This is a genomic window from Allgaiera indica, from assembly GCF_900106675.1.
In the GTDB taxonomy this organism is placed as follows: Bacteria; Pseudomonadota; Alphaproteobacteria; order Rhodobacterales; family Rhodobacteraceae; genus Acidimangrovimonas; species Acidimangrovimonas indica.
On sequence record NZ_FNOB01000008.1, the window covers coordinates 44,179 to 61,622 of the forward strand.

A 17,444-nucleotide genomic window follows, 5' to 3' on the forward strand; every position below is an offset into this window, starting at 1 on the left:
GGCTGCCCGCGACAAGGAGCCGACATGACCGGACCCCGCCCCGGATCACGCTGCAAGAGAAATGGCAGAATGCCCGACAATAGCGGTATCGTCCGCGCCCTGGTCTCCGTAATCTCGGTGCTCGACCGTGGTCTGGCGGGCGCCCTAGTCTGCGCGGGCATCCTCCTGACCGGCGCCACTCCCGCCCGTGCCGCTGCGGCAAACAAGGCGGATCTGTCGGCCCTTTGCGATGCCGCCACCAACCATGCGGCCCGCGCGACCGGTGTTCCCGTCTCCGTTCTTCAGGCGATCTCGTTGACCGAAACCGGACGCCGCAGGGGCGGCACCACCCGCCCCTGGCCCTGGACCGTGAACATGGAAGGCAAGGGCCACTGGTTCCCGACCCGCGATGCCGCGCTCGCCTTCATCGACGAGCGTCACTCAGCCGGGGCACGCAGCTTTGACCTGGGCTGTTTCCAGCTCAACTACCGCTGGCACGGCGGGGCCTTCGCCTCATTCACCGACATGTTCAACCCGCAAGCCAACGCGCTATATGCAGCGCGTTTCCTTCGTACCCTATATGACGAATTCGGCGACTGGACCCGCGCCGCGGGGGCCTATCATTCACGCACGCCCGAACTGGCGCGCCGCTACAAAGCGCGGTTCTCTCAATATTTCACCGCTCTGACCGGGGCCAAGCCGACGACCGAGGCGGCCCGCGTGTCCGAGGGCGCCCTGCGCAACCCAGCGCCGGACGGCGGCGGCTCTGGGCCCAACCGCTATCCGCTGCTGCAGGCGGGCCAGTCGGCGGGGCTTGGGTCGATCGTACCACGCCGCGCGCCTGGGCCGTCGCTCTTTGCCGCATCGGCGCCACAGGGCTGAACAGGGGTACGGACACATGCCGAAACTTAGTCTTGCCACCCTGTTTCGCCCGACGATCCTGCTGGCGCTCGCATTGATGGCGGTGATCGTGATGATGATCCTGCCGATGCCGGCCTGGGTGCTGGACATCGGCCTTGCCGCCTCTTTCGCGCTGGCGATCCTGATGTTCACCGTGACGCTTTTCATCGAAAGACCGCTGGATTTCTCGGCCTTCCCGACGATCCTGCTGGCGTCGCTGATGCTGAGGCTGTCGCTCAACGTCTCGTCCACCAAGCTGATCATCGGCCAGGGCCACACCGGCACCGCCGCCGCGGGCCATGTGATCGAAGGCTTCGCAAGCTTCATCATGGGCGGATCCGTCCTGCTGGGCCTGGTGGTCTTCTGCGTGCTCTTGATCGTCAATTTCATCGTGATCACCAAGGGCGCGGGCCGCATGGCCGAGGTCGGCGCGCGCTTTGCCCTGGACGCGATGCCCGGCAAGCAGCTGGCGATTGATGCCGACATGTCCGCCGGTGCCATCGACCATGACGAAGCCAAGCGCCGCCGCGAGACCGAGCAACAGGAAACCACCTTCTTCGGCTCACTCGACGGCGCGTCGAAGTTCGTCAAGGGCGACGCGGTGGCCGGCCTTCTGATCACGCTGCTTAACATCGTCATGGGGCTGGTGATGGGCGTGGCGGTACATCACATGCCGCTGGGTCAGGCGTTCACGACCTACGCGATCCTGACCGTGGGCGACGGGCTGGTCAGCCAGATCCCCGCGGTCATCATCTCGGTCGCCGCCGCCTTGCTGCTGGCGCGCGGGGGGGCGATCGGCGCAACCGATCTGGCGCTGTTCAGCCAGCTGGGGCGGCATCCGGCTGCGCTGGGGACGGTCGCCGTGCTGATGGCGCTGCTTGCGCTGATACCCGGTCTGCCCTTCCTGCCCTTCGTGGTCGGGGCGGTCGGGCTGGGGTTCGCCGCGTTCCACAGCCACCGGCTGAGCCTTCGCGCCACGCAAGAGGCAGAAGCCCCGGAACCCGACGAAGCCACCTCGGAACGCCCGCTGGGCGACGTTCTGGACCTGGATGAAATCCATGTCGAATTCGCCCCGGATCTGGTAACGATGGTGCTTGATCCCGCGACCGGCCTTGATGCCCGCATCTCCAACATGCGCAAGCATGTCGCCGCGACCTATGGGGTGATCCTGCCCGAAATGCGCCTGACGGACGAGGCCAGCCTGCCCCCCGGCACCTACCGCATCCGCATCCAGGGCGTCGAACAGGTGCGCGACCGGCTGCACCCCGACAAGGTGCTGGCGCTGCTGACCGACGACGGCGCCTTCACCCCGCCGGGCGAGGACGTGAAGGAACCGGTCTATGGCGCGCCCGCCCGCTGGCTGCCTCCCGACGCGCAGGAAGAGGCCGCGATTTCCGGCACCACCGTGGTGATGCCGGCCGAGGTTCTGGCCACCCATCTGCTGGAGGTGCTGCGCGCCAATCTGGCCCGGTTGCTCAGCCTGCGGGGCCTGCGCCGGCTGATGGAGGAGTTCGCGAACCTCTCTGATCCCGCCCGGGCAGAGGCGAACCGCCGCCTTCTGGACGAATTGGTCCCCGAAAAGGTGCCCATGGATCAGCTGCTGTCGGTGCTGAAGCTTCTGCTGGAGGAACGCGTCTCGATCCGCAACCTGCCGCTGATCCTTGAGGCGATCGCCGAGGTCCGCCAGACCGCCCCCTCGCCCGAGGCGATCTGCGAACATGTGCGCCAGCGCCTGGGGTTTCAGCTGGTCGCCGAACTGCGCCGCCCGGACGGAACGCTGCCGCTCTTGCAACTTGCCCCGGAGTGGGAGGAAACCTTCGCCACCTATCAGATCGACAGCGACCGCGGCGCACCCGACGTTGCGCTGCCGCCGGAACGGTTCAATCGTCTGGCGACCGCGCTGGCGGAAAACCTGGCAAGCGCCGGCGAAGCCGGAACCTTTCCCGCGATCGTCACCTCGACCCGCCGGCGGCGTTTCCTGCGCACGGTGATGTCCGCCAAGGGGTTGAACGCACCGGTCCTTTCGTTCGAGGAAATCGGACTGGAGGCGCGCCCTGCCCTGGTCGGTACCGTCGCGGCATGATCGACGCGCTGGTCCAGCTTTCGGGCGAGACACGGGGCTGGTTCGCCGCCGCCGCACTGGTGTTTCTGCGCGTCGGCGCGGCGATGGCGCTGCTTCCCGGCTTCGGCGAACAAAGCATCCCCGCCCGTATCCGCCTGGTGCTGGCGTTCGCCTTCACCGCGATCGTCACGCCCTCGGTTGAGGGCCGCTTGCCGGTCGATGCCGGGTGGGTGTGGCCGATCATGACCGAAGCCGTCATCGGGTTGGCGCTGGGCGCGGTCCTGCGGCTGTTCATCCAGGTATTGCAAATGGCGGGCACGATGGCGGCGCAGGCAACCTCTCTGTCGCAATTCTTCGGCGGCGCGGGGGCCGATCCGCAACCCGCCATCGCCCAGATCCTGATGATCGCGGGCTTCGCGCTGGCGGTGGCGACCGGGCTGCACGTCCGCCTGGCCCAGGCGCTGATCCTTAGCTACGACATGTTGCCGCCGGGGCGATTTCCGGGGGCGGGGGATCTGTCGCGCTGGGGCATCGCCCATATCGCCCGCGCCTTTTCTCTTGCCTTCTCCCTGGCCGCCCCCTTCGTCATCGCCGCGACGATCTACAACGCCGCGCTCGGGGCCATCAACCGGGCCATGCCGCAGCTGATGGTGGCCTTCGTCGGCGCCCCGGCGCTGACCTTCGGGGGCCTTGCGCTGCTGATGATCGCGGCGCCGCTGATGCTGGGGCTGTGGTCCGAGGCGTTCTCGGCCTTTCTGGCCAATCCCTTCGGAATGCCAAAATGAGCGGCGCCGACGACGACGAGACAGAGAAGGAATTCGAGCCGACCGAGAAGCGGTTAGCCGACGCGCGCGAACGCGGTGAGGTGCCGCGCTCGCCCGAACTGACGACGGCGGCGGGCTATGCGGGACTGCTGGTCGCGGGAATGGCGCTGGGGCCGGCGGCGCTGATGAAGATCGGCAGCGCCGGCAGCGTCTTGCTCGACCAGCCGGATCGGATGGTCACGCTGCTGCGCGACGGCGCCACCGCCCCCGTGGGAGGCCTGATCGGCGCGGTGCTGACCGGCGCGTCCCCGTTCTTCCTGATTCCGGCCGTTCTGGTCATCGTCGCGCTTGTTGCCCAACGCGCGGTGACCGTGACGCCCGACAAGCTGAAGCCGAAACTGTCGCGGATCTCGCCGATCGCCACGGCGAAGAACAAGTTCGGGCGTTCGGGATTGTTCGAGTTCGCCAAGAGCCTGGTCAAGCTGATCCTGGTCTCGGCCATCCTGGGCATTTTCCTGACCGCCCGGATGCCCTCGATCCTGGGCACGATGGCGCTGGCGCCCGGCCAGTCGACGGCGCTTCTGCTACGGCTTTTGCTGGAATTCCTGTTCATGGTGCTGCTGCTCAGCGCGGCGATGGGCGCCATCGACTACCTCTGGCAGCGGCACGAACATCTGCGCAAGAACCGCATGTCGCGCAAGGATCTGCAGGACGAGACGAAGCAATCCGAAGGCGATCCACACATGAAGCAGGCCCGCCGCCGGCGCGGGTACGAGATTGCCATGAACAAGATGCTGGCCGAGGTTCCGCAAGCCGACGTGGTGATCGTGAACCCGACCCATTACGCGGTGGCGCTGAAATGGGATCGCAACAGTGGCCGCGCGCCCCATTGCCTGGCGAAGGGCACCGACGAGATCGCCGCCCGCATTCGCGAGGCCGCTCAAACCGCCGGCGTGCCGATCCAGCGCGATCCGCCCACTGCCCGTGCGCTGCATGCCGCCGTCGAAATCGGCCAGGAGATCCCGCGCGACCTGTATCGCCCCGTCGCCGCCGCCATCCGATTCGCCGAGGCGATGCGCGCCAAGGCCAAGGCAAGGCGCCCCTGATGGCTGACGCGCGCCTCGTCGACCTGCACCGTCTTGCCCGCATGGCACTTGAGGTCGATCTGGCCGAACTGCGCGCGGCGGCGCGGCGCAAAGAGGCCTCATTGGCCGCATTAGAGACTTTGTCGCAACCGGCACAGGCCACATCGGATCTGTCCCCGGTTGCGGTGGGGCTTGCGGCGCTGCGCTATCAGCGCTGGGCCGATCTGCGGCGGGCCGAGCTGAACACCCGGCTCGCAAAGCAGACGGCGGAGTGGATGGAAGCCCGCGACAAGGCCGCCCACGCCTTCGGCCGGACCGAGGCGCTGTCGCGGCTGGCGGCCCGGAACGCCCCCCGCAAACCGCGAGATTAGAGCGGCGCGGGGTCAGCAGGCCGGCCTCAGGCGTCCTGTCGCAACATGTCGATGATCAGCACGTTCTTCAGGATCGGGCCCAGGGTCTTGAAGGCGGCCTCTTTCAGCGCATCGCGCAGGACCAACATGTTGTTGCCCGAGGTAAAGTTGCCATCGAACCCGCCGGAATTGGCATGGTCGAACATCACCCGCAGAAGAGCATCGCGCAGCTTCGGCTCCAGCGCGAAAACGCGGTCGCGCCCGCCGACGGAAACCTCGAGGCTGAGCGACATGATCACCAGGGAACTGACGCGCCCATGCTCGAGCACCGGTACGATGAACTGGTTGTTGAGCTTGACAAAATCATGGCTGCCGGAATCCTCCGTGCCCTCGCCCTGCCCATCATCGGCCTTGGCAGCTTCGCCCTTGCCGTCGTGGCCCTTCCCCTTGGCGGCGTCGCCGTGGCCTCCGGCCGGGGCCGCACCAGAACCCGCAGCGGCGGTTTCAGCCGGGGCCTCGGCAGGGGGGCGCAGGAAGACGCCCGCGCCCGCCCCGGCGCCAAGACCGACCAGCAGGAAGACGACGGGAAACAGCATGCTCAGCATCCGATCCCCCTAGAACGGCAACAGGATGTCGGTAATCTGCTGGCCATAGCGCGGCTGCTGCACATCACTGATCTGGCCGCGCCCGCCATAGGCGATCCGGGCCCCCGCGATCTTGTCATAGGTGATCTCATTGGTGCGGGTGATATCCTCGGGGCGCACATAGCCGGTGACCACCAGATCGCGCAATTCGTTGTTCACGCGCACCTCCTGCGAGCCCTGGATCTGCAGCACCCCGTTGGGCAGTTCCTGCACCACCGTGGCCGCGATCCGCAGCGTCAGCTTCTCGTTGCGCTGGACCGAGCCCGAGCCCTTGTAGCTGGACGACCCCGAGGCCGAGACCGCATCGGCCATCGAGGCGCCGGCGGGAAGCTGGGCGTCGATGCGCTGCGGCAGGCCGAACATCTGCGGGATGCCCATGCTTTCCGATCCGTCGCGCGAGCGCCCGGTGGAATTCGAGATCTCGGCCTTGTCGTCGATCTGGATCACCACGGTCAGGATATCGCCCCGATTGCCCGCCCGTCGGTCGCCGAACAGGGACTTGCGCGACCCCGTCCAAAGCGAGGCATGACCGGAGGGATCGGCGCCGCGGGTGGCCGCCACCGTGGGTTGATCGTAGATCGCATTGTGCTGGCCTGTCCCCAGCGGCGTGAAGGCCGGCGCCTTGCCGACATCGGCCAGCCGCCCGCAGGCCGAACTGGTCAGCAGCGCGAAAAGCGCGATGAGGGGCAGGATCAGGTGGGGCATCGTTTTCTCCTTCAGCCTCATGGGGCATCGCCGACGACAACCGAGCCATCCGCCTGGACGATTCCGGATACCGTGTTGCGCGAATCGGTGTTCATCACGCGGATCGCGTCACCCACGCCACCGCGACCCAGCGCGCGGCCCTCGGCGCGGATCATCAGCCCGCCGCGGCGATAGGCCAGCCGCACGCGCTGGTTTCGATCAACCAGCGCCGGCGGGCCGATATCGCCCGCGCGGATAGGCCGGCCGGCGTAAAGCACTACGCGCGCCTCCTTGCCCAGCGCGTCCGCGGCCTGCGACAGCGCCCCGGGCACCCGCGCCTTGATGGTCGAAAGGTCCTCGGGTCCCAGGATCGCGCGCGCCCGGATGGTATGCGCCGCGATCAGCGTCTGCGCCCCTGCGGGCGGCGCGAGCATCAGCAAAAGGATCAATACTCCCCGCATCAGCGCACCTGTGTCGTTGCGCCAAGCATCTGATCGGCGGCAGTGATCACCTTGGCATTCAGCTCATAGCCGCGCTGAGCCTTGATCAATTCGGTCACCTCGCGCACCGCATCGACAGAGCTTTCCTCCAGAAATCCCTGGCGCAGCGTGCCCAGCCCGTTCTGCCCGGGCGTCGCCACCTGCGCCGGCCCCGAGGCCGCGCTTTCAAGGAACAGGTTGGAGCCGATCGCCTCCAGCCCCTTTTCATTGGTGAAATTGGCCATCGTGAACTGTCCCAGCAGCTGCGGCTGAACCTGGTCGCGGAAGTAGGCGTAGATCTCGCCCGCGCCGTTGATCGAAATGCTGCTGGCCTCCCGCGGGATGGTGACGCCGGGCACCACCGGATAGCCGTCCGGAGTGACGATCTGCCCCTCGGACGAGCGTTTCAGCCCCCCGTCGCGGGTGTAGGCCGACACGCCCGAGGGCAGCGTGACCTCCAGATAGCCCCTGCCCTCGATCGCCACGTCCAGGTCGCCGTTGGTCTGGCTCAATGAGCCCTGCGCCAGCGTCACCGACACCGCGGAGGGCCGCACACCCAGGCCCAGTTGGACCCCGGTGGGCAGCAATGTGCCATCCTCGGCGTTCACGGTGCCGGGGCGGACGAGTTGCTGATAATGCAGGTCGGCGAATTCGGCGCGGCGGGCGTTGTAGCCGGTGGTCGACATGTTGGCGAGGTTGTTCGACACGACCTCGACCCGCTGTTGCTGGGCGGTCATGCCGCTGGCGGCGATTTGCAGGGCTCTCATGCGGGCCTCCTATCGGCCAAGGGTTTCGATGACACCGCGGATGCGCTGATCCTCGCGGTCAAGCAGGCCTTGGCCCAGTTCATAGGCGCGTTGGACGGCGATCATGCGGCTGATCTCGCGCACCGGATCGACGTTCGATTCCTCGACATAGCCCTGGCGCAGTTTCGCCCCGGGCGCGGGTTCCACTCCGTTGTCGGCGCGAAACAGCGTGCCGGCCTCGTGGTTCAGATCGGTTGGATCGGCGGGGCGGTACAGGCCGACCTTGTTGATCGGCTGGCCGTCGGCCGACAGCGTGCCATCCGCGGCCAGGCTGATCTGCTTGGCTTCGGTCGGGATGAAGATCGGCGCGCCGCCTTCATCCAGCACGCGGTGGCCATCGGGCGTGACCAGTTCGCCATCCTGGTTGGGGGTAAAGCTGCCGGCGCGGGTCAGCCGATCGCCCTGCGGGGTTTGCACCAGGAAGAACCCCGCCCCGTCGATCGCGAAATCGAAGGCGCCGCCAGTCTGGGCCAAGCCGCCCTGACGCAGATCCACCGCCCGCACGGTGGCCGTGGCCATGGAAAGCGATGGCTCCGCCCCGTCGAGCCGCGCGATATGTTCGGCAAATATCATCCCTTCGCGCCGGAAGCCGGTGGTCGAGACATTGGCGATGTTGTTCGCCACCACCGACATCTGCCGCATCAGGCCAGACTGGCGGGTCAGCGTGGTGTAGCTTGCATTGTCCATCGCCTAGCCCCCCCCGGCGATCAGCGGCACCAGGCGCTGGGTGAAGAAATCCACCAGTGTCGAGGTCATGAACGACATCGACACCCAGAAGACCACGATCATCGCGCCGACCTTGGGGACGAAGGTCAGCGTCATCTCCTGCACCGAGGTCAGCGCCTGGATCAGGCCCACCGCGACACCCGCGACCAGCGCCACCGCCAGAAGCGGCGCCGAGATCTTCACCGCGATCCACAACCCCGCGCGCAGCGTGTCGTATATGATGGCCTCGCCCAGCATCAGACCGGCATCCTCAGGATTTCCTGGTAGGCCTCGACCACCTTGTCGCGCACGGTCACGGCGGTCTCGACGGCAAGCTGGGTCTCGGCCAGGGCCTGAACCAGCGCCTGCGGATCGGCGCTGCCGACCATCGCGGCGCGCGCGGTCTCTTCCCCCTTCTGTAGCGTCAGGGCGAAGCCATCGGCGGCGTCGGCGAAGGCTTTGCCCGCGCCGTTTTCCGCCTCGTTCGGCTGGGTTGCCGGACGCGCCTGACTATAGGCGCGGGCGGCGATCGAGGTATTGATATCCATTCTGGACCCCTCCTATCGGCGCAACAGGTCGAGCAGGCTGGACGACATCTGCCGCGCCTGGTCGAACATCTTGAGGTTCGCCTCATAGCTGCGCTGCGCTTCGCGCGCGTCCGCGATTTCGACCACCAGATCGACATTCGAGCCGTCGTAGTGGCCGGTCTGGTCCGCCAGCGGATTGCCCGGATCAAAGATCCGCGCCAGCGGGCCGCGATCCAGCGCGACGGGGCCGGGCGAGACCCCGCCGGTGGCCTTGCCGCCCTGCATTTCCGCGGCAAATGAAATCGTCTTGCGGTGGTAGCCCGGCGTGTCGGCATTGGCGACATTCTCGGACACATGGCGAAGGCGCTGCGCCTGCGCCCCCATTCCGGTGGCGGAAATCGCCAGGCTTTTCATCAGATCAGTCATCGCGCGCCCCCCTTAACCCTGCCGCCCGAGGCTGGTGCGCAGCACCTGTTGCGCGGTCTTGTAGATCGCCAGCGCCATGTCGTGCTGATGGCGCAGTTCGGCCGCGCGCACCATCTCGCCCTCCAGCGAGACGGTGTTGCCATTGGGGGACTCGGTGCCCGGATCGCTGCGCGGCGCCAGGCGGGGCGTGTCCTGCCCGCCCGCGGCGCCAAGATGCCCCGCCCGCGTTGTCCGCAATGTCAGGGCCTGATCTGCTTGATAGGTTTCAGCGAAGGAAGGGGCATCCACGGCCTTGTAGCCGGGGGTGTCGGCATTGGCGACGTTCTGCGCCACCGCCGACTGGCGGAGCGCGGCATTGCCTGCCATCTGGCCGGCCATCCTGAGGATGGCGAGATTCTGGTACATCGGGGCTTCTCCCTCGATCGGTTTCATCAAGGCTTAATGGTGATTCCTTTAGAAACCGTAAGGCCGGACACAGGAGAAACGGATCATGCCACAGGCAGCGGCCCCCGGTTTCGACAGCTTGCGCGCCCGGATCGCGGGCCTGACGCCGGTGCGCCGCACCGGCCGGATCAGTGAATTGGCGGGCGGGCTTTTGCAGGCAAGCGGCCTGGCCAAGGGCGCCACACTGGGCGACCGGGTCGAGATACGAAGCGCCGCGGGCGACCGGGTCGGCGGCGAAATCCTGCGCCTGTCCGCCGAAACGGTGACGATTCTGTGCGACGGCGATCCAGAGGGTCTGGCGATCGGCGACCGCGTCACCCTGCTGGGCCCGGCACGGATCGCCCCCGATGACAGCTGGATCGGCCGCATCGTCGACCCTTTCGGCGCGCCGCTGGATGCGCGGCCCCTGTTTCCCGGGCTTGGCTCTCGTCCGCTGCGCACGCCCGCACCCGCGGCCGCCACCCGGCACCGGATGGGCGGACGCCTGGCGACCGGGGTCGCGGTCTTCGACACGCTGTTGCCGCTGGTGCGAGGGCAGCGGATCGGGCTTTTCGCCGGCTCGGGGGTGGGCAAGTCCTCGCTTCTGGCGAAATTCGCGCGCGGGGTCGCGGCGGATATCGTGGTGATCGCCCTGATCGGCGAGCGCGGCCGCGAATTGCGCGAATTCGTCGAGGAGGTGCTGGGGCCAGAGGGCATGGCGCGCTCGGTGGTGGTGGCCGCGACCTCGGATCAGTCGCCGCTGGTGCGGCGGCGCTGCGCCTGGGCCGCCATGGCGGTGGCCGAACATTTCCGCGATCAGGGCCGGCAGGTACTGCTGCTGGCCGATTCGGTCACCCGCTTCGCCGAAGCCCACCGCGAGGTGGCCCTGGCGGCGGGCGAGAACGCCAGCCTGCGCGGCTATCCGCCGTCGACCGCGCATATGATCATGTCGCTGGCCGAACGCGCGGGCCCGGGCCGGGGCCAGGCCGGCGACATCACGGCGGTCTTTTCCGTTCTGGTGCCGGGATCGGACATGGAAGAGCCGGTCGCCGATATCCTGCGCGGCGTGCTCGACGGCCATGTGGTCATGGACCGCAAGATCGCCGAACGTGGGCGGTTTCCCGCGATCGACCTTCTGCGCTCGGTCTCGCGGGCGCTGCCCGAAGCGGCGGATGCCGCGGAAAACCGGCTGATCAAGGAGGCCCGGGCCTTGTTGGGCGCCTATGACCGGGCCGAGATGATGATACAGGCGGGGCTCTATGCACCTGGGTCGGACCCGATGGTCGACGCCGCGCTGAAAGTCTGGCCCGCGCTGGATGCCTTCCTGGCCGAGGACGCGCCCGATGGCGTCGCCGAAAGCTTCGCGCGGCTGGAAACCTGTCTGGCGCCGGCGCGGCCGCGCGCCTAACCTTTAGGCCGCGATCGGCAACAGGCAGACCACGGCAACGGCGGTGAAGATCGCCCGTGCCTGCATCCACCAATGCGGCGCCAGGCCCTGCTGCCAGAACAGCCAGTCGATCCCGAGGATCCCCACCATCCCCGCCACCAGATAGACCGAGGCCGCCACCGGCCCGCCGCCGACGAACAGGAATTCCCACCCCGCCGGGATCACCGCCATCAGATATCCCGTCGCCGCCACCCCCGCCGGCGCCTTCGAGGCAAAACCCCACAGCACTCCGCTGAGAAAAGCCAGCACCGCCGACCCCCACGCAAGCTGCAGATAGGGCCCCTGGAACCGCGGCCCGAAATTGCGCGCGCTCAGCACCGCCAGATCGTCGGACAGCATCGTCGCCAGCCCCCACACGAAGGGGACCAGCGCGATAAGGCCCAGGATCAGCACCGTGCGGGGCATGGCGCAGACCTGGCTTTGGGGCCTTCCCGTCTTATCCGGCAATCGAGTTGGGTCGGCATCGTCCCTCCTTCGCGGTCGGGGAAGTGTCGTCGAAGGCTGTACCGCGCGTCAACGCCGGCGGCGGGCCTGCAGGTGAAGCGCGCTGAATTGCCGCCCGTCGAAGCCGCGGTCGGGATGCCGACGGGCGGACTGGATCCCGACCCCTTCGGCCGCAAGTATCTTGCCCAGCGCCGCCTCGGTCCAATGATTGTAGAGCCGTCCAAGGCTGTCGCGCAGGCTTTCCTCTCCCTCGTGGATGCCGATCGCGATCACCCCGCCGGGCGCCAGCGCCTGGGCAAGCCGCGACAGCGCCGCCGGCAGATCCTGGCGCGGAATGTGCTGCAGCGAGAAATGCGCCCAGATCCCATCGAACAGCGCACCCTCCGGCAGCATGGCCATATCGCCCAGGATCGTGTCGATCCCGGCGCAATCGGCCAACATGGCGATGAATTCGGGCGTCGGATCCAATGCGGTGACGGCAAAGCCCTGCCCGGCCAGCAGGCGCGCCGCCCAGCCCCCGCCGCAACCGAAATCGAGCACCCGCCCCCCGGGGACCAGCGCCTTGGCGAATTCCTCCAGGTCGCGGGTGCCGACACCGCCGTTCACCCGGTTCATCCGCGCCGAGTAATCCGCCGCATTGCCCTGATAGAAGGCAATGGTTGCCCGATCGGCGCTCATGCCGGTTCGCGCAGGACGCGGGGCACCTTGAACTCGACGTTCTCCTGCGCGGTCTCGACCCGTTCAAGCGTTACCTCGAAATGATCGCGGAAGGCGGCGATGACCTCGTCCACCAGCACTTCGGGCGCGCTGGCACCCGCGGTGATACCCACCGCGCGGGCGCCGTCGAGCGCCCGCCAGTCGATATCCTCGGCGCGCTGCACAAGCTGGCTGTAGGCGCAGCCCGAAGAGCGCCCGACCTCGACCAGCCGGCGCGAGTTCGATGAATTCGGCGCCCCGATCACCAGCAGCGCGTCGATTCGCGGCGCGACCGCCTTCACCGCCGCCTGGCGGTTGGTGGTGGCATAGCAGATGTCTTCCTTGTGCGGCCCCACGATCGCCGGAAACCGCGCGCGCAACGCCGCGACGACCGCGGCCGTATCGTCCACCGACAACGTGGTCTGGGTGATGAAGGCAAGCTTTTGCGCGTCGCGCACCTTCAGCGTGGCAACATCGGCCGGGGTTTCGACCAGCAGCACCTCGCCATCGGGAAGCTGGCCCATCGTCCCCACGGTCTCGGGGTGGCCGGCATGGCCGATCATCACCATCTGCAGCCCGTTCAGATGGTGTCGCTCGGCCTCGATATGGACCTTGCTCACCAGTGGGCAGGTGGCGTCGACATATAGCATCTCGCGCGCCCGTGCCTCGGCCGGCACCGATTTGGGCACGCCATGGGCCGAGAAGATCACCGGGCGGTCGGGGGGGCAGTCGGACAGTTCCTCGACGAAGACGGCGCCCTTGGCGCGCAACCCGTCCACGACGAAGCGATTGTGCACGATCTCATGGCGCACGTAGACCGGCGCGCCCCATTTCTCCAACGCCATCTCGACGATCTTGATCGCCCGGTCGACGCCGGCACAAAAGCCGCGCGGCGCGGCGAGATAAAGGGTGAGGGCAGGCTTTTCCATGGCCCCACAGGTAAGCCCGGGCGCGGCGTCCGTCCAGCCCCCCTGTCCCCGCGGCAATCCGCAGCGCGAGCAAAGCGAAGGGCCGAAGCCCTATGGACCCCGGCCCTTACCGTCGCGCCGTCCGTGAGTGGTAGATGGCGGTCCGTCCTATTAGCTGTCGGCGGCTGCGTTCTCGCGCTCGGGCCGAACCTCGCGGGGTTCGCGCGGCGGGCGCCCGATCACTTCGCGCAACTCGTCCAGTTCGATGAAATTGTCGGCCTGTCGGCGCAATTCATCCGCGATCATCGGCGGCTGGCTGCGGATCGTCGATACGACAGAAACACGCACCCCCTGCCGCTGCAGGCTTTCCACCAGCGGCCGAAAATCGCCATCGCCCGAGAACAGGACGATATGATCGACCCGCGGCGCAAGCTCCATCGCATCCACGGTCAGTTCGATATCCATGTTGCCCTTGACCTTCCGGCGGCCCTGGCTGTCGGTGTATTCCTTGGCCGACTTCGTCACCATCGAGAAGCCGTTGTAATGCAGCCAGTCGACGAGGGGGCGGATCGGCGAATAGTCGTCGTTCTCGAGCAGCGCGGTATAGTAGAATGCCCGCAGCAGCTTTCCCCGGCGCACGAATTCCTGCCGCAACAGTTTGTAGTCGATATCGAAGCCTAGCGCCTTGGCCGCAGCATAGAGGTTTGCTCCGTCGATGAATAATGCAAGGCGGTCGTCCTTGTAGAACATCTACTGTCCTCTCTAAGAATTGGGTCCAACGGCAATCGCCTAGGTCAGAAATGCGAACATCGTTCGATTGCGATAGCGGACCTTCCCCAAGGTTGCCGGAGAAACATGGAACCGCACAAGGCGTCATATACGAAAGTGTCGCAAAGTCATGCAATTTAATAAGCTGATTCTCATCGCATTGGGCGGAAACCTTCCGACCGAAGCCGGATCTCCGGCAAAGACCCTGCGGGCCGCGCTTGCCGCGCTCCCCGACGAGGGGCTGACCCCGATCAGGACAAGCCGGCTTTACGACACCCCCTGTTTTCCGCCCGGCGCGGGCCCCGATTATGTGAATGCGGCCGCGGTGATCGACGGGCCCGGCGACCCGCAGGCGGTGCTGGCGGCGCTGCACCGGATCGAGGCGCGCTTTGGCCGCGCACGGGTGCAGCGCTGGGGTATGCGCACGCTGGATCTGGACCTGATCGCGATGGGCGACACGGTCCTGCCCGACCCCGCAGAGCAGACAAGATGGCGCAGCCTGCCGCCCGCGGCCCAGATCCGCACCACGCCGGACCGGTTGATCTTGCCGCATCCGCGCATGCAGGACCGCGCCTTCGTGCTGGTCCCCCTGGCCGAGATCGCCCCCGATTGGCGCCATCCGCTGACCGGCCGGACAGTTGCGCAGATGCTTGCCGATCTGCCGCAGACCGCGCGCGATGAAGTATCCGCGCGCGCCTGAACGCCCCGATTTCGAAGAAGTTCGCCGCAAACCCCCGTGTTTCTTGCTTGTCAAGCCCGGCACGAGGCCTTAGATAGACCACTTCAAGCCCCGATAGGAATTGGAGTGCCCCATGGCCCGCGTGACGGTCGAAGATTGCGTTGACAAGGTTCCCAACCGGTTCGAACTGGTGATGCTTGCCGCCCACCGCGCGCGCGAGATCGCGGCCGGCGGGGCGCTGACCGTCGACCGCGACAACGACAAGAACCCGGTCGTCAGCCTGCGCGAGATCGCGGACGAGACCCAACCGGCCGAAGCCCTGCGCGAGCGCATGATCGAAAGCTACCAGACCCAGATCGAGGTGGACGAGCCCGAAGAGGACGCGATGGCGCTTCTGATGGGCGGCAAGGCCGACAAGCCCGAACAGGACGACATGTCCGAGGAAAAGCTTCTTCGCGCCCTGATGCAGGCGCAGGGAGAGGGCTGAGCGCCCCTCCGGCGCCCGGGATGCGGCCGGCATGATCGACGTCGAAGACCTGATTGCGCTGGTGCGCAACTACAACCCGCGAACCGACGCCGATCTGATCCGCAAGGCCTATCTTTACGGCCAGCAGATGCACGAGGGTCAGTTCCGCCGCTCGGGCGAGCCCTATTTCACCCATCCCGTCGCCGTTGCCGCGATCCTGACCGAACAGGCGCTGGACGATGCCACAATCGTCACCGCGCTGCTGCACGACACGATCGAGGATACCAAGTCCACCTATTCCGAGGTGGCCGCGATGTTCGGCGAGGAGGTCGCCGAGCTGGTCGACGGGGTGACCAAGCTGACAAACCTGCAGCTGTCGTCCTCTGAGACCAAGCAGGCCGAGAATTTCCGCAAGCTCTTGATCGCCATGTCGCGCGATCTGCGGGTGATCCTGGTGAAGCTGGCCGACCGACTGCACAACATGCGCACGATCAAGTCGCTGCCGCCGGAAAAACAGGCCCGCAAGGCGCGCGAGACGATGGATATCTTCGCGCCCCTGGCCGGCCGCATGGGCATGCAGCAGACCCGCGAGGAACTGGAGGACCTGGCCTTCAAGGTGCTCAACCCCGAGGCCCGCACCTCGATCATCCGCCGCTTCGTGACGCTGCAGCGCGAGACCGGCGATGTCGTCCACCGCATCACCGCCGACATCCGGCTGGAGCTGGAGAAGGCCGGGATCGAGGCCGATGTCTATGGCCGCGCCAAGAAGCCCTATTCGATCTGGCGCAAGATGCAGGAAAAGGACCTGGCCTTCTCGCGTCTGTCCGATATCTACGGCTTCCGCGTCATCACCGGGTCCGAGGCCGATTGCTACCGCGTGCTGGGGGTCATCCACCAGCGCTGGCGCGCGGTGCCGGGGCGGTTCAAGGATTACATCAGCCAGCCGAAGTCGAACGGCTATCGCTCGATCCACGCCACCGTGTCGGGGCGCGACGGCAAGCGGGTAGAGGTGCAGATCCGCACCCGCCAGATGCATGAGGTCGCCGAATCCGGGGTGGCCGCGCATTGGTCCTATCGCGACGGCGAGCGCGTGCATAACCCCTTTGCCGTCGATCCCGCGAAATGGATCGCGAACCTGACCGAACGCTTCGACACGGCCGACGACCACGGCGAATTCCTCGAGAACGTCAAGCTCGAGATGTATTCCGACCAGGTCTTTTGCTTCACCCCCAAGGGCGATGTGGTCAAGCTGCCCAAGGGGGCGACGCCGCTGGATTATGCCTATGCGATCCACACGCGGATCGGCAATTCCTGCGTCTCGGCCAAGGTCGACGGGTTGCGCGTGCCGCTGTGGACGCGGCTGAAGAACGGCCAATCGGTCGAGATCATCACCGCCGAGGGCCAGCGCCCGCAGGCCAGCTGGATCGACATCGCGGTGACCGGCCGCGCCAAGGCCGCGATCCGGCGCAGCCTGCGCGAAGAGGATCGCAGCCGGTTCGTCAAGCTGGGGCAGGAACTGGCGCGCGTGGCTTTCGAACATGTCGGCAAGAAGGCCACCGAAAAGGCCCTGCGCACCGCCGCGCGCACCATGGGTCTGCCCGATTCGACCGAACTCCTGGCCCGCCTGGGCAGTGCCGAACTTTCGGCTTCCAAGGTGGTCGAGGCGCTGTATCCCGAACTCGCGCGCATCCACCCGGCCGAGGAAATCGACGCCCGCCGTCCGGTCGTCGGCCTGTCTCCGGGGCAGCCCTACCGGCGCGCCAATTGCTGTCAGCCGGTGCCGGGCGAGCGTATCGTCGCCATCACCTATCGCGGCCAGGGCCCGATCGTGCATGCGATCGACTGCCCGGCGCTGATCGAATTCGAGGACGAGCCTCAGCGCTGGATCGACGTGCGCTGGACCGAGGGCCGCCACCCGCCGGTACATACGGTGTCGCTCAATATCACGATCAGCAACGACGCCGGGGTGCTGGGGCGGATTTGCACCTTGATCGGCGAACAGAAGGCCAATATCTCGGATCTGCACTTCGTCGACAGGAAACCCGATTATTACCGTCTGCTGATAGAGGTGGACCTGCGGGATGTCGAACATCTGCACAACGTGATGACGGCGCTCGAAGCCGAAAGCGACGTGGCGCAGCTAGAGCGCTACAGGGATCTCAGCCGGAAACCCTGAACCGGCGCTGGAAGGAAGTGGGGCGG

At 66.9% G+C, this 17,444-nt stretch carries 22 protein-coding genes; 9 read left to right on the forward strand and 13 right to left on the reverse strand.

Translation table 11 applies throughout. The features are described 5' to 3' along the window. Window positions 1-69 precede the first annotated feature (69 nt). Genes BLV97_RS08860 through BLV97_RS08880 form a run of 5 tightly spaced genes read left to right on the forward strand, consistent with a single transcriptional unit; the run spans window position 70 to window position 5,161 of the window. The gene (locus BLV97_RS08860; RefSeq protein WP_143037504.1) at window positions 70-861 is read left to right on the forward strand and encodes a transglycosylase SLT domain-containing protein; all 792 of its coding nucleotides are present in this window, start codon (window positions 70-72) and stop codon (window positions 859-861) included. A gap of 16 nt (window positions 862-877) precedes the next feature. Next, on the forward strand, window positions 878-2,962 hold the full coding sequence (gene flhA / locus BLV97_RS08865; RefSeq protein ID WP_035844725.1) for a flagellar biosynthesis protein FlhA: 2,085 nt from the start codon (window positions 878-880) through the stop codon (window positions 2,960-2,962). Beyond that, window positions 2,959-3,726, forward strand: a complete 768-nt coding sequence (locus tag BLV97_RS08870; protein WP_035844727.1) for a flagellar biosynthetic protein FliR — start codon at window positions 2,959-2,961, stop codon at window positions 3,724-3,726. Before flhA ends, BLV97_RS08870 begins: the two co-directional genes overlap by 4 nt. Next, window positions 3,723-4,811 (forward strand): EscU/YscU/HrcU family type III secretion system export apparatus switch protein, encoded by a 1,089-nt coding sequence (locus BLV97_RS08875; RefSeq protein ID WP_035844729.1) that lies wholly within the window; start codon window positions 3,723-3,725, stop codon window positions 4,809-4,811. The genes BLV97_RS08870 and BLV97_RS08875 overlap by 4 nt, the downstream gene beginning before the upstream one ends. Then, window positions 4,811-5,161 carry a hypothetical protein gene (locus BLV97_RS08880; protein ID WP_035844731.1) on the forward strand — a complete coding sequence of 117 codons (351 nt, stop codon included), beginning with the start codon at window positions 4,811-4,813 and terminating at the stop codon, window positions 5,159-5,161. Before BLV97_RS08875 ends, BLV97_RS08880 begins: the two co-directional genes overlap by 1 nt. Before the next feature lie 26 nt (window positions 5,162-5,187). Here the strand turns inward: BLV97_RS08880 and BLV97_RS08885 are convergent, their stop codons facing one another. From BLV97_RS08885 to BLV97_RS08925, 9 genes are read right to left on the reverse strand one after another with little or no spacing between them, the layout of a single operon-like run. Next, the gene (locus BLV97_RS08885) at window positions 5,188-5,745 is read right to left on the reverse strand and encodes a flagellar basal body-associated FliL family protein (protein ID WP_035844733.1); all 558 of its coding nucleotides are present in this window, start codon (window positions 5,743-5,745) and stop codon (window positions 5,188-5,190) included. 9 nt (window positions 5,746-5,754) lie between these two features. Further along, window positions 5,755-6,489, reverse strand: coding sequence for a flagellar basal body L-ring protein FlgH (gene flgH / locus BLV97_RS08890; protein WP_035844735.1), 735 nt, complete (start codon window positions 6,487-6,489; stop codon window positions 5,755-5,757). Window positions 6,490-6,506: 17 nt separating this feature from the next. Beyond that, window positions 6,507-6,929, reverse strand: coding sequence for a flagellar basal body P-ring formation chaperone FlgA (gene flgA / locus BLV97_RS08895; protein ID WP_035844737.1), 423 nt, complete (start codon window positions 6,927-6,929; stop codon window positions 6,507-6,509). Beyond that, the gene (flgG, locus tag BLV97_RS08900) at window positions 6,929-7,714 is read right to left on the reverse strand and encodes a flagellar basal-body rod protein FlgG (RefSeq protein ID WP_035844739.1); all 786 of its coding nucleotides are present in this window, start codon (window positions 7,712-7,714) and stop codon (window positions 6,929-6,931) included. Before flgG ends, flgA begins: the two co-directional genes overlap by 1 nt. A gap of 9 nt (window positions 7,715-7,723) precedes the next feature. After that, entirely contained in the window at window positions 7,724-8,440 is a 717-nt protein-coding gene (locus tag BLV97_RS08905) for a flagellar hook-basal body complex protein (protein ID WP_035844741.1), read from the reverse strand. A 3-nt stretch (window positions 8,441-8,443) separates the two neighbouring features. Further along, on the reverse strand, window positions 8,444-8,716 hold the full coding sequence (locus tag BLV97_RS08910) for a flagellar biosynthetic protein FliQ (protein WP_373296451.1): 273 nt from the start codon (window positions 8,714-8,716) through the stop codon (window positions 8,444-8,446). Continuing rightward, window positions 8,716-9,006 carry a flagellar hook-basal body complex protein FliE gene (fliE, locus tag BLV97_RS08915; RefSeq protein WP_035844743.1) on the reverse strand — a complete coding sequence of 97 codons (291 nt, stop codon included), beginning with the start codon at window positions 9,004-9,006 and terminating at the stop codon, window positions 8,716-8,718. Before fliE ends, BLV97_RS08910 begins: the two co-directional genes overlap by 1 nt. 12 nt (window positions 9,007-9,018) lie before the next feature. Next, entirely contained in the window at window positions 9,019-9,411 is a 393-nt protein-coding gene (flgC, locus tag BLV97_RS08920; RefSeq protein ID WP_035844745.1) for a flagellar basal body rod protein FlgC, read from the reverse strand. Window positions 9,412-9,423: 12 nt separating this feature from the next. Then, on the reverse strand, window positions 9,424-9,843 hold the full coding sequence (locus BLV97_RS08925; RefSeq protein WP_321196753.1) for a FlgB family protein: 420 nt from the start codon (window positions 9,841-9,843) through the stop codon (window positions 9,424-9,426). A gap of 58 nt (window positions 9,844-9,901) precedes the next feature. On the opposite strand from BLV97_RS08925, the gene BLV97_RS08930 reads away from it, so the two are divergent. After that, entirely contained in the window at window positions 9,902-11,242 is a 1,341-nt protein-coding gene (locus tag BLV97_RS08930; RefSeq protein ID WP_035844747.1) for a FliI/YscN family ATPase, read from the forward strand. Window positions 11,243-11,245: 3 nt separating this feature from the next. On the opposite strand, the gene BLV97_RS08935 is transcribed toward BLV97_RS08930, so the two are convergent. The 4 genes from BLV97_RS08935 to BLV97_RS08950 all read right to left on the reverse strand — a co-directional run bounded on the left by BLV97_RS08935 (window position 11,246) and on the right by BLV97_RS08950 (window position 14,079). After that, on the reverse strand, window positions 11,246-11,686 hold the full coding sequence (locus BLV97_RS08935; RefSeq protein WP_035844749.1) for a DUF3429 domain-containing protein: 441 nt from the start codon (window positions 11,684-11,686) through the stop codon (window positions 11,246-11,248). A 108-nt stretch (window positions 11,687-11,794) separates the two neighbouring features. Then, a complete protein-coding gene (locus tag BLV97_RS08940; protein WP_035844751.1) occupies window positions 11,795-12,403 on the reverse strand; it encodes a class I SAM-dependent methyltransferase in 609 nt (202 codons plus the stop codon). Continuing rightward, entirely contained in the window at window positions 12,400-13,350 is a 951-nt protein-coding gene (gene ispH / locus BLV97_RS08945) for a 4-hydroxy-3-methylbut-2-enyl diphosphate reductase (RefSeq protein WP_035844753.1), read from the reverse strand. Before ispH ends, BLV97_RS08940 begins: the two co-directional genes overlap by 4 nt. A 150-nt stretch (window positions 13,351-13,500) precedes the next feature. Continuing rightward, a complete protein-coding gene (locus BLV97_RS08950; protein ID WP_035844755.1) occupies window positions 13,501-14,079 on the reverse strand; it encodes a LabA-like NYN domain-containing protein in 579 nt (192 codons plus the stop codon). 148 nt (window positions 14,080-14,227) lie between these two features. Between BLV97_RS08950 and folK the strand changes: the two genes are divergently transcribed. The 3 genes from folK (at window position 14,228) to BLV97_RS08965 (ending at window position 17,418) form a co-directional block, all read left to right on the forward strand. Continuing rightward, on the forward strand, window positions 14,228-14,797 hold the full coding sequence (gene folK, locus BLV97_RS08955; protein WP_035844757.1) for a 2-amino-4-hydroxy-6-hydroxymethyldihydropteridine diphosphokinase: 570 nt from the start codon (window positions 14,228-14,230) through the stop codon (window positions 14,795-14,797). Between the two features lie 112 nt (window positions 14,798-14,909). Further along, window positions 14,910-15,263, forward strand: a complete 354-nt coding sequence (gene rpoZ, locus BLV97_RS08960; RefSeq protein ID WP_035844759.1) for a DNA-directed RNA polymerase subunit omega — start codon at window positions 14,910-14,912, stop codon at window positions 15,261-15,263. Between the two features lie 31 nt (window positions 15,264-15,294). After that, window positions 15,295-17,418 carry a RelA/SpoT family protein gene (locus BLV97_RS08965; protein ID WP_035844761.1) on the forward strand — a complete coding sequence of 708 codons (2,124 nt, stop codon included), beginning with the start codon at window positions 15,295-15,297 and terminating at the stop codon, window positions 17,416-17,418. Window positions 17,419-17,444: the final 26 nt, after the last annotated feature.

Excerpts from the sequence above, each read along its gene's own strand:
- rpoZ (WP_035844759.1), top strand. The coding sequence starts at position 14,910 with ATGGCCCGCGTGACGGTCGAAGATTGCGTTGACAAGGTTCCCAACCGG.
- BLV97_RS08935 (WP_035844749.1), bottom strand. The coding sequence starts at position 11,686 with ATGCCCCGCACGGTGCTGATCCTGGGCCTTATCGCGCTGGTCCCCTTC.
- folK (WP_035844757.1), top strand. The coding sequence starts at position 14,228 with ATGCAATTTAATAAGCTGATTCTCATCGCATTGGGCGGAAACCTTCCG.
- BLV97_RS08910 (WP_373296451.1), bottom strand. The coding sequence starts at position 8,716 with ATGCTGGGCGAGGCCATCATATACGACACGCTGCGCGCGGGGTTGTGG.
- BLV97_RS08875 (WP_035844729.1), top strand. The coding sequence starts at position 3,723 with ATGAGCGGCGCCGACGACGACGAGACAGAGAAGGAATTCGAGCCGACC.
- BLV97_RS08860 (WP_143037504.1), top strand. The coding sequence starts at position 70 with ATGCCCGACAATAGCGGTATCGTCCGCGCCCTGGTCTCCGTAATCTCG.
- BLV97_RS08925 (WP_321196753.1), bottom strand. The coding sequence starts at position 9,843 with ATGAAACCGATCGAGGGAGAAGCCCCGATGTACCAGAATCTCGCCATC.
- flgG (WP_035844739.1), bottom strand. The coding sequence starts at position 7,714 with ATGAGAGCCCTGCAAATCGCCGCCAGCGGCATGACCGCCCAGCAACAG.
- BLV97_RS08870 (WP_035844727.1), top strand. The coding sequence starts at position 2,959 with ATGATCGACGCGCTGGTCCAGCTTTCGGGCGAGACACGGGGCTGGTTC.
- BLV97_RS08930 (WP_035844747.1), top strand. The coding sequence starts at position 9,902 with ATGCCACAGGCAGCGGCCCCCGGTTTCGACAGCTTGCGCGCCCGGATC.
- flgA (WP_035844737.1), bottom strand. The coding sequence starts at position 6,929 with ATGCGGGGAGTATTGATCCTTTTGCTGATGCTCGCGCCGCCCGCAGGG.
- BLV97_RS08940 (WP_035844751.1), bottom strand. The coding sequence starts at position 12,403 with ATGAGCGCCGATCGGGCAACCATTGCCTTCTATCAGGGCAATGCGGCG.
- flhA (WP_035844725.1), top strand. The coding sequence starts at position 878 with ATGCCGAAACTTAGTCTTGCCACCCTGTTTCGCCCGACGATCCTGCTG.
- flgC (WP_035844745.1), bottom strand. The coding sequence starts at position 9,411 with ATGACTGATCTGATGAAAAGCCTGGCGATTTCCGCCACCGGAATGGGG.
- fliE (WP_035844743.1), bottom strand. The coding sequence starts at position 9,006 with ATGGATATCAATACCTCGATCGCCGCCCGCGCCTATAGTCAGGCGCGT.
- BLV97_RS08950 (WP_035844755.1), bottom strand. The coding sequence starts at position 14,079 with ATGTTCTACAAGGACGACCGCCTTGCATTATTCATCGACGGAGCAAAC.
- BLV97_RS08880 (WP_035844731.1), top strand. The coding sequence starts at position 4,811 with ATGGCTGACGCGCGCCTCGTCGACCTGCACCGTCTTGCCCGCATGGCA.
- ispH (WP_035844753.1), bottom strand. The coding sequence starts at position 13,350 with ATGGAAAAGCCTGCCCTCACCCTTTATCTCGCCGCGCCGCGCGGCTTT.
- flgH (WP_035844735.1), bottom strand. The coding sequence starts at position 6,489 with ATGCCCCACCTGATCCTGCCCCTCATCGCGCTTTTCGCGCTGCTGACC.
- BLV97_RS08885 (WP_035844733.1), bottom strand. The coding sequence starts at position 5,745 with ATGCTGAGCATGCTGTTTCCCGTCGTCTTCCTGCTGGTCGGTCTTGGC.
- BLV97_RS08905 (WP_035844741.1), bottom strand. The coding sequence starts at position 8,440 with ATGGACAATGCAAGCTACACCACGCTGACCCGCCAGTCTGGCCTGATG.
- BLV97_RS08965 (WP_035844761.1), top strand. The coding sequence starts at position 15,295 with ATGATCGACGTCGAAGACCTGATTGCGCTGGTGCGCAACTACAACCCG.